This is a genomic window from Lacimonas salitolerans (genome assembly GCF_042677865.1).
GTDB classification, from domain to species: domain Bacteria; phylum Pseudomonadota; class Alphaproteobacteria; order Rhodobacterales; family Rhodobacteraceae; genus Lutimaribacter; species Lutimaribacter salitolerans.
In genome coordinates this window covers 43,854-52,291 of the sequence record NZ_JBHUDD010000054.1, presented here as the reverse complement: position 1 = coordinate 52,291, position 8,438 = coordinate 43,854, and the positions used below count along the sequence as shown (strand labels likewise).

Here is an 8,438-nt window from a genome sequence, read left to right as displayed (position 1 = left end):
GGATCAAGGTCACCTCCCATTTGGCAACCTTGAATCACTTCGAAGCCGATATGGGAATCCTTAAACGTCAACAGACCCTAGTCTGAGAGGGGTCTTTTGCATATATCGGGACGGACCAAGGTAAGGAGCGTGCACATGTTCGCAGAACAGACATGGCTGGCCAAGGCGATCTGGGTGCTGCTGGCGCTGTTTTTTCTGGATGCGCTTTTCGTGCGCAACTGGCCGCTGGCTTTTGTGTCGCTGGCCACGTTGCTGTTGTCGATGGCGCCGGTTCTTGTGGCGCGGTGGGCGCAAATCCACATACCGCCCAGTTTTATCGCCGCGATCGTGATCTTCATCGGCAGCACGCTGTTTCTGGGCGAGGTGTTCGATTTCTACAACCGCTTCTGGTGGTGGGATGTCGCCATGCATGCAGGCAGCGCGGTTGGCTTCGGTCTGATCGGATTCGTGTTGGTGTTCATGATGTTCCAGGGCGACCGATACGCCGCACCGCATTATGCGATCGCGTTCTTTGCCTTCTGCTTTGCGCTGGCCATCGGCTCGATGTGGGAGATTTTCGAATTTGCCATGGATCAGCTTTTCGGGCTGAACATGCAGAAATCGGGGCTGGTGGACACGATGGGCGATCTGATCATGAACGCCCTTGGTGCGTTGATCGGGGCCGGGTCTGGCTGGGCCTATCTGAAGTGGCAGGGGCGCATCGGGCTGGGCCACCTGATCGAGGATTTCGTGGCCCGCAACCCGCGCTTTTTCAAACGCTTTCGCAAGTAACCCGCCTTGACGCCGGGCGGGCGATGCCGTCTGACTGCGGCCAATGGAACGCAAGCAACATATCGACCTGTTCGGCGCGGTATCGCTGGTGGGGTTCGCCGGGATCCTGGCCTTCAATCAAGTCGTCATCAAGGTCGGCACCGAAGGGTTCCAGCCGGTTTTCATGTCCGGCCTGCGTTCGGTCGGGGCGCTTGCGGTGCTGATCCTGTGGATGTGGGTGCGCGGCGTGCGCGCCGATTTCAGCCGCCGTTACTGGGCGTCTGGGCTGTTGCTTGGGTCGTTGTTTGCCTTCGAGTTCGTCTGCCTGTTCTGGGCGCTGGACAACACCACCGTGTCGCGCGCGTCGATCCTGTTCTACACCATGCCGATGATGCTGGCCGCGATCGCGCATTTCGTGCTGCCCGGCGAGCGGCTGACGCTGCGGCGCGCGGCGGGTCTCGCGCTGGCGATGGGCGGCGTGGCGCTGGTGCTGGCGGTGCGCCAGGGCGGCGAGGCCAGCGTGATGGGCGATATCGCAGCCCTTGGGGCGGCAGCAGGCTGGGCCGGGATCGCGCTGACGGTGCGGCTGACCCCGGTGTCCGAGCAGCGGCCTGAAATGCAGCTCATGTGGCAGTTGATCGTGTCGTCGGTGATGCTGATCGCGGCGGCGTTTTTCTTTGGGCCGTTCCTGCGCGATCCGCAGGCGGTGCATTTCCTGTCGCTGGCCTATCAGGTCGTCGTCGTGGCCAGCCTTGGCTACATGTTCTGGTTTTTCCTGATGTCGGTCTATCCGGCGTCAGGCGTGGCCAGCTTCAGCTTTCTGTCGCCGGTGATCAGCGTGTTCTTCGGCTGGGCCCTGCTGGGCGAGGATGTGGGCTGGAACACCATCGCGGCGCTGGTTCTGGTGGCGATCGGGCTGGTGCTGATCAACCGGCGGCACAGGCCGCAGGGCGGGGCCTGACGGGCAGGGCCGGAAGGTGGGTTGGCACCCACCCTACGATCAGCCACGCCAGATCCAGCCGCCGCCGAGGATGCGGCTGCCTTCGGTTTCATAGAACACGCAGGCCTGTCCGGGGCTGACGCCTTCCTCGGGGGTCAGCAGCTCGACCGTGGCGGTGGTGTCGGAAAGCGGGCGGATGATCGCGTCGCGTGGCGGACGGGTCGAACGCACCTTGACCGCCACGTGCCACTCCGCGCGCGATGTGAGCGGCGCATCCCCCAGCCAGTTGATCTCGCGCACCGGCACCTGCCGCGTGGCCAGCATGTCCTTGGGGCCGACGACCACGCGCCGCGTGTCCACATCCAGCCGCACCACATACAGCGGATCGGACAGCCCGCCGATGCCAAGCCCCCGGCGCTGTCCGATGGTGTAGTGGATCACGCCCTCATGAGTCCCCAGAACACGGCCATCCGCATGCACGATCTCGCCCGGCTCGGCTGCACCGGGGCGCAGTTTCTCGATCACGCTGGCGTAGTCGCCGTTGGGCACGAAGCAGATGTCCTGGCTGTCGGGCTTGTCCGCCACGGCCAGTCCGTATCTTGCCGCCAGTTCGCGCGTCGCCGCCTTTGACGGAAGATGCCCCAGAGGAAAGCGCAGATAGGCCAGTTGCTCGGGGGTGGTCGAGAACAGGAAATAGGACTGGTCGCGCGCCGCATCCGCCGCGCTGTGCAGTTCGGGGCCGGTGGCGCCCATCTTGCGCTGGATGTAATGCCCGGTGGCCATGCAGTCGGCCTCGAGATCGCGCGCTGTTTCCAGCAGGTCCTTGAACTTGACCCTCTCGTTGCAGCGGATGCAGGGCACCGGCGTGGCCCCGGCCAGATAGCTGTCGGCAAACTCGTCGATCACCGCATCCTTGAAGATGTTCTCGTAATCCAGAACGTAGTGGGGAAATCCCATTTCCTCGGCCACGCGGCGGGCGTCATGGATGTCGATGCCCGCACAGCACGCGCCTTTCTTGGCCAGCGCCGCACCGTGATCGTACAGTTGCAGGGTGACGCCCACCACATCATAGCCCTCGTCGGCCAGTTGTGCGGCCACGACCGAACTGTCCACGCCGCCCGACATGGCGACGACCACGCGGGTTTCTGACGGCGGTTTGGCAAAGCCCAGGGAATTGAGCGTCGTGTCGGTGTCGAGGGCCATCGCGGCCTCCCATGATCTGGATGAAACAAGCGGTGAATATAAGAAAATCCGACGCACTCTCAAGCCCCGGTTTCACCGGGCGTTAAGCCTGCCGCGGCCAGTTTGAACTGGTTCGACGAAAGGTGACTGCCATGTATCTGAAAAAGCTGGATGGCCCAAGGGCCGTGACGCTGCCGGATGGCACTGTGATGACGCGCGCCGATCTGCCGCCGCAGGATACCAGGCGCTGGGTGGCCAGCCGCAAGGCCGCGGTGGTGCGCGGTGTGTTGGCGGGGCTGATCACGCGGGACGAGGCTCTGGCCCGCTATGCGCTGAGCGCAGAGGAGTTCGACGAGTGGGTGAACGCCGTCACGCAGCACGGACTGGACGCGTTGAAGGCGACCGCGGTGCAAAAATATAGACAACCTTAGGAGGAGTGTCGTAAAGGTTGTGCCATGGTAACTTGTGGTTAACTATTTTTGTTCACGTTTGATTCCAACGCAAACTGACACATAACGGAGATCCTGGATGCGCGTGCTGCTGGTTGAAGACGATCCCACGACCTCGAAAAGCATCGAACTGATGCTGACCCATGCCAATCTCAACGTCTATACCACCGACCTGGGGGAGGAAGGGATCGATCTGGCCAAGCTGTACGATTACGATCTGATCCTGCTGGACATCGGCCTGCCAGATATGACCGGGCACGAGGTGCTGCGCCAGTTGCGGCTGGCACGGATCGCGACGCCGATCCTGATCCTGTCGGGCGCGGATGACACCGACAGCAAGATCAAGGGATTCGGGTTCGGGGCCGATGATTACCTGACCAAGCCGTTTCATCGCGACGAACTGGTGGCGCGAATCCATGCGATCATCCGTCGCTCCAAGGGGCATTCGCAATCGGTGATCCGCACCGGCAAGGTTAATGTGAACCTCGATGCCAAGACGGTGGATGTCGAGGGCAGCACGGTGCATCTGACCGGCAAGGAGTACCAGATGCTGGAACTGCTGTCGCTGCGCAAGGGCACGACCCTGACCAAGGAAATGTTCCTGAATCACCTGTACGGCGGCATGGATGAACCCGAGTTGAAGATCATCGACGTGTTCATCTGCAAGCTGCGCAAGAAGCTGAGCGTGGCCACTGGCGGCGACAGCTATATCGAAACGGTCTGGGGGCGCGGCTATGTTCTGCGCGATCCGCAACCCCTGACCGACCCTGCCGATAGCACCCGCCAGATCGCCATTGGCGCCTGAGGTCCGACACCGCCACTCACGGACTGGACCTTGACCGGCCGCGCCCCTATCACTTGCCCAAGGGTGACAGGGGCGCGACCATGGCGACGGACAAAGCGGTTGAGACACTGACGCAGGACGAAGCGGTGCAGGAACTGGCGCGGCTGGCGATGATACTGGAGGACGCCAATTCAGCCTATCACCGCGACGATGCGCCCGCGATTTCGGATGCCGAGTATGATCGGCTGAAATCCCGCAACATGGCGATCGAGGCGCGGTTTCCCGACCTCAAACGCACTGACAGCCCCAGCGATCAGGTGGGGGCAGCGCCGGCCGAGGGCTTTGGCAAGATACCCCACCGCGTGCGGATGATGAGCCTTGGCAACGCCTTTGACGCCGAGGAAGTGGCTGAATTCGACACATCGATTCGCAAGTACCTCGGTCTGGCGCCCGATGCGCCGCTGGCCTACACCGCCGAACCCAAGATCGACGGGCTGAGCCTGTCGTTGCGCTATGAAAACGGAACCCTGATCACCGCGGCCACGCGCGGCGACGGGGCGGTGGGTGAAAACGTCACCGAGAATGCCCACACCATCGCCGATATCCCCCAGCGCCTGAGCGGTGCGCCGGATATCCTTGAAGTCCGCGGCGAGGTCTACATGAGCCATGCGGATTTCAAGGCGCTGAACGCGCGGCAGGCGGCAGCTGGGCAAAAGACCTTTGCCAACCCGCGCAACGCCGCCGCCGGATCGCTGCGGCAGCTTGACCCGGGCATTACCCGCGCGCGACCTCTACGGTTCTTTGCCTATAGCTGGGGCGAGATTTCATCCCCTCTGGCAGACACCCAGATGAAGGCGCTTCAACGCCTGTCTGATTTGGGGTTTTCAACCAACCCTCTGACAAACCGCTGCGCCGATCTGGACGCAATGCTTGCGCATTACGCGCGCATCGAGCAGCAACGCGCCACGCTGGGCTATGACATCGACGGGGTCGTCTACAAGGTCGACGACCTGACCTATCAGGCGCGACTCGGGTTCCGCTCGACCACGCCCCGCTGGGCGATTGCGCATAAATTTCCCGCCGAACTGGCCTGGACCCGGCTGGAGGCGATCGACATTCAGGTCGGCCGCACCGGCGCGCTGTCGCCGGTGGCGCGGCTGACCCCGGTGACGGTGGGCGGCGTCGTGGTCAGCAACGCGACCCTGCACAACGAGGATTACATCGCCGGGCGTGACGCCAAGGGCAGCCCGATCCGCGACGGGCGCGACATCCGTCCGGGCGACTGGGTGCAGGTCTATCGTGCGGGTGATGTGATCCCCAAGATTGCCGATGTGGACCTGTCCAGACGGCCAGATGATGCGCAGCCCTTTGCGTTTCCCACCCTGTGCCCAGAATGTGGCTCCGAGGCGATCCGCGAAGAGGGCGACGCCGTGCGGCGGTGCAGCGGTGGCTTGATCTGCCCCGCGCAAGCAGTTGAAAAGCTGAAGCATTTCGTCAGTCGCGCGGCCTTTGACATCGAAGGTCTGGGTGCCAAACAGGTCGAGCAGTTCTACCGAGACGGCTGGATCACGGAACCTGCCGATATCTTCACGCTCAAGGACCGGTATGGCAGCGGCCTGCAGCAGTTGAAGAACCGTGAAGGCTGGGGCGAGAAAAGTGCGAACAATCTGTTCGAAGCGATTGAAGAGAAAAGGAAAATCCCGCTTGCGCGACTGCTGTTTTCGCTGGGTATCCGCCATGTCGGCGAGCAGGCCAGCAACCTGCTGGCGCGCAGCTATGGCAGTTGGGCCGAGTTCGAGCAGGCGATCACCGCCGCGGCCCCTCTTGAAGGGCCGGAATGGGAGCGGTTGCTGGGCATCGACGGTGTTGGTGCGGTGATGGCGCAAAGCCTGGTCACCGCCTTTGCGCAAGAGCACGAACGCGCCAGCATCGACCGGCTGGTCGCGCATCTTGACGTGCAGGACGCCGAGCGCCCCACGTCTGACAGCCCCGTGGCGGGCAAGACCGTGGTGTTCACCGGCACGCTGGAAAAGATGACCCGGGCAGAGGCCAAGGCCCGCGCCGAGGCGCTGGGGGCCAAGGTGTCGGGCAGCGTCAGCGCGCGCACCGACATACTGGTCGCCGGGCCGGGCGCGGGGTCAAAGGCGAAAAAGGCCGGTGAACTGGGCATCGAAACGCTGGACGAAGACGGTTGGCTGGCGCTGATCGGCGACGCATGAGCGGGCGGCCCGAGCAGCTTTTCCCGCTGTTTGCCGGGATCGAGACGCTGGATGGCGTCGGGCCGAAAACGGCGCAGTTGCTGGACCATATGGGCATCACCCGCCCGCGCGACCTGATCTTTACCCTGCCGCATACGGGCATCGACCGCCGCCGCCGCGACAGCGTAATGGGCGCGGATTTTCCCACCGTGGTCACGGTCGAGGTGACTGTGGGCCAGCACCGCGCGCCTGCGCGCAAGGGCGGGGCCTATCGCATCAATGTCGAGGATGCGCAGACCGCGTTCCAACTGGTGTTCTTTCACGCCCGCACCGATTACCTGCAAAAGCTGTTGCCGACCGGGCAGCGCCGGATCGTGTCGGGCCGGGTCGAGCTGTTCGACGGCATGGCGCAGATGGTGCATCCCGACCATGTCCTGCCGCTGACCGAGGCAGATGAAATTCCGGCGTTCGAACCTGTCTATCCGCTGACACAGGGGGTCAGCCTGAAACAGATGACCAAGGCCGTGCGCGGGGCGCTGACGCGGGTGCCGGAATTGCCCGAGTGGATCGACCCGTCGCAAAAGGCGCAGGCCGGTTGGCCCGACTGGCACGCCGCCATCGCCGCCGCCCATGCGCCCGAAACGCTGGCCGATCTGGCCGCCCATGCACCGGCGCGTGAACGTCTGGCCTATGACGAGTTGATGGCGCATCAGATGACGCTGGCCTTGGCGCGGTCGAAACTGCGCCGCGCCAAGGGGCGGCAGACCAAGGGCAACGGTGCATTGCAGGCCCGTGTGCTGACCGCGCTGCCCTATGCGCCCACGGGCGCACAGACCCGCGCGATTGCCGAAATCGCCGAGGATCTGGCCAATCCGTTGCGGATGAACCGGCTGTTGCAGGGCGATGTGGGCGCGGGCAAGACGCTGGTGGCCTTCATGGCGCTGCTGATCGCGGTCGAGGCGGGCGGGCAGGGCGTGATGATGGCTCCCACCGAAATCCTGGCCCGTCAGCATCTTGAGGGGCTGCGCCCTATGGCCGAAGAGGCCGGTGTTGTGCTGGAGATCCTGACCGGGCGCGACAAGGGGGCCGAGCGGCGTGCCAAGTTGGCCGCACTGGCGCGGGGCGACATTCACGTTCTGGTGGGCACTCATGCGGTGTTTCAGAAGGATGTGGAATTTGCCGATCTGCGGCTGGCGGTGGTGGATGAACAGCACCGGTTCGGCGTGCGCCAGCGGCTGGAGCTGGGACAGAAGGGACAGGCGGTCGATGTGCTGGTGATGACCGCCACGCCGATCCCGCGCAGCCTGGCACTGGCGCAGTATGGTGACATGGACGTCAGTGTGCTGGACGAAAAGCCGCCCGGGCGCAAACCTATCAAGACCGCGCTGGTCAGCACGGCGCGCATGGACGAGGTGGTCGAGAGCCTGCGCCGCGCGGTGGCCGAGGGGAAGCAGGCCTATTGGGTCTGCCCGCTGGTGGACGAATCCGAACTGGTGGACCTGACCGCCGCGGAAGAGCGGTTCAAACGCCTGCGTGCAGCATTGGGCGAGGGCGTCGTGGGGTTGGTGCATGGGCAAATGCCGCCTGCGGACAAGGACGCCGCGATGGCCGCGTTTCAGCGCGGCGAGACCTCGGTGCTGGTCGCCACCACGGTGATCGAGGTGGGGGTGAACGTGCCCAACGCCACCATCATGGTGATCGAACGGGCCGAAATCTTTGGTCTGGCGCAGCTGCACCAGTTGCGCGGGCGGGTCGGGCGCGGCGATGCGGCCTCGACCTGTCTGCTGATGTATCAGGCCCCCCTGGGCGATGCGGGCGAAAAGCGCCTGACCACCCTGCGCGACACCGAGGACGGGTTCCGCATCTCTGAGGTGGATCTGGAGATGCGCGGGGCGGGCGACCTGATCGGCACCGCGCAGTCGGGCCTGCCCCGGTTCCGGGTCGCCGATCTGGAACGACAGGCGGCGCTGATGGCGGTGGCGCAGTCGGATGCGCGCAAGCTGCTGGCGGATGACCCCGAGTTGCAGGGCGACCGGGGCCGTGCCGCGCGTGTTCTGCTGTGGCTGATGGAACAGGATCAGGCGATTCGTTTGATTTCAGTGGGTTAACTGAAAACCGCCTGCGCGTGTTCCAGA

General features: G+C 64.1%; 7 protein-coding genes. 6 read left to right on the top strand and 1 reads right to left on the bottom strand.

Annotated elements, in window-relative coordinates; genetic code table 11:
• Positions 1 to 135 precede the first annotated feature (135 nt).
• Positions 136 to 771, top strand: a complete 636-nt coding sequence (locus tag ACFTOW_RS10255; RefSeq protein ID WP_379915303.1) for a DUF2238 domain-containing protein — start codon at positions 136 to 138, stop codon at positions 769 to 771.
• 43 nt (positions 772 to 814) lie between these two features.
• Positions 815 to 1,711, top strand: a complete 897-nt coding sequence (locus ACFTOW_RS10250) for a DMT family transporter (RefSeq protein ID WP_379915301.1) — start codon at positions 815 to 817, stop codon at positions 1,709 to 1,711.
• A 39-nt stretch (positions 1,712 to 1,750) separates the two neighbouring features.
• Here ACFTOW_RS10250 and mnmA read toward each other — a convergent pair whose 3' ends face one another.
• On the bottom strand, positions 1,751 to 2,893 hold the full coding sequence (gene mnmA, locus ACFTOW_RS10245; RefSeq protein ID WP_379915299.1) for a tRNA 2-thiouridine(34) synthase MnmA: 1,143 nt from the start codon (positions 2,891 to 2,893) through the stop codon (positions 1,751 to 1,753).
• 131 nt (positions 2,894 to 3,024) lie between these two features.
• Here mnmA and sciP point away from each other — a divergent pair, with 131 nt between their 5' ends.
• The 4 genes from sciP to recG all read left to right on the top strand — a co-directional run bounded on the left by sciP (position 3,025) and on the right by recG (position 8,411).
• On the top strand, positions 3,025 to 3,303 hold the full coding sequence (gene sciP, locus ACFTOW_RS10240) for a CtrA inhibitor SciP (protein ID WP_379915297.1): 279 nt from the start codon (positions 3,025 to 3,027) through the stop codon (positions 3,301 to 3,303).
• 97 nt (positions 3,304 to 3,400) lie between these two features.
• Positions 3,401 to 4,126, top strand: coding sequence for a response regulator transcription factor CtrA (gene ctrA / locus ACFTOW_RS10235; RefSeq protein WP_379915295.1), 726 nt, complete (start codon positions 3,401 to 3,403; stop codon positions 4,124 to 4,126).
• Between the two features lie 80 nt (positions 4,127 to 4,206).
• Positions 4,207 to 6,324, top strand: coding sequence for an NAD-dependent DNA ligase LigA (gene ligA / locus ACFTOW_RS10230; protein WP_379915293.1), 2,118 nt, complete (start codon positions 4,207 to 4,209; stop codon positions 6,322 to 6,324).
• Complete coding sequence (gene recG / locus ACFTOW_RS10225) at positions 6,321 to 8,411, top strand: ATP-dependent DNA helicase RecG (protein WP_379915291.1); 2,091 nt, start codon at positions 6,321 to 6,323, stop codon at positions 8,409 to 8,411. Before ligA ends, recG begins: the two co-directional genes overlap by 4 nt.
• The last annotated feature ends 27 nt before the right edge of the window (positions 8,412 to 8,438 follow it).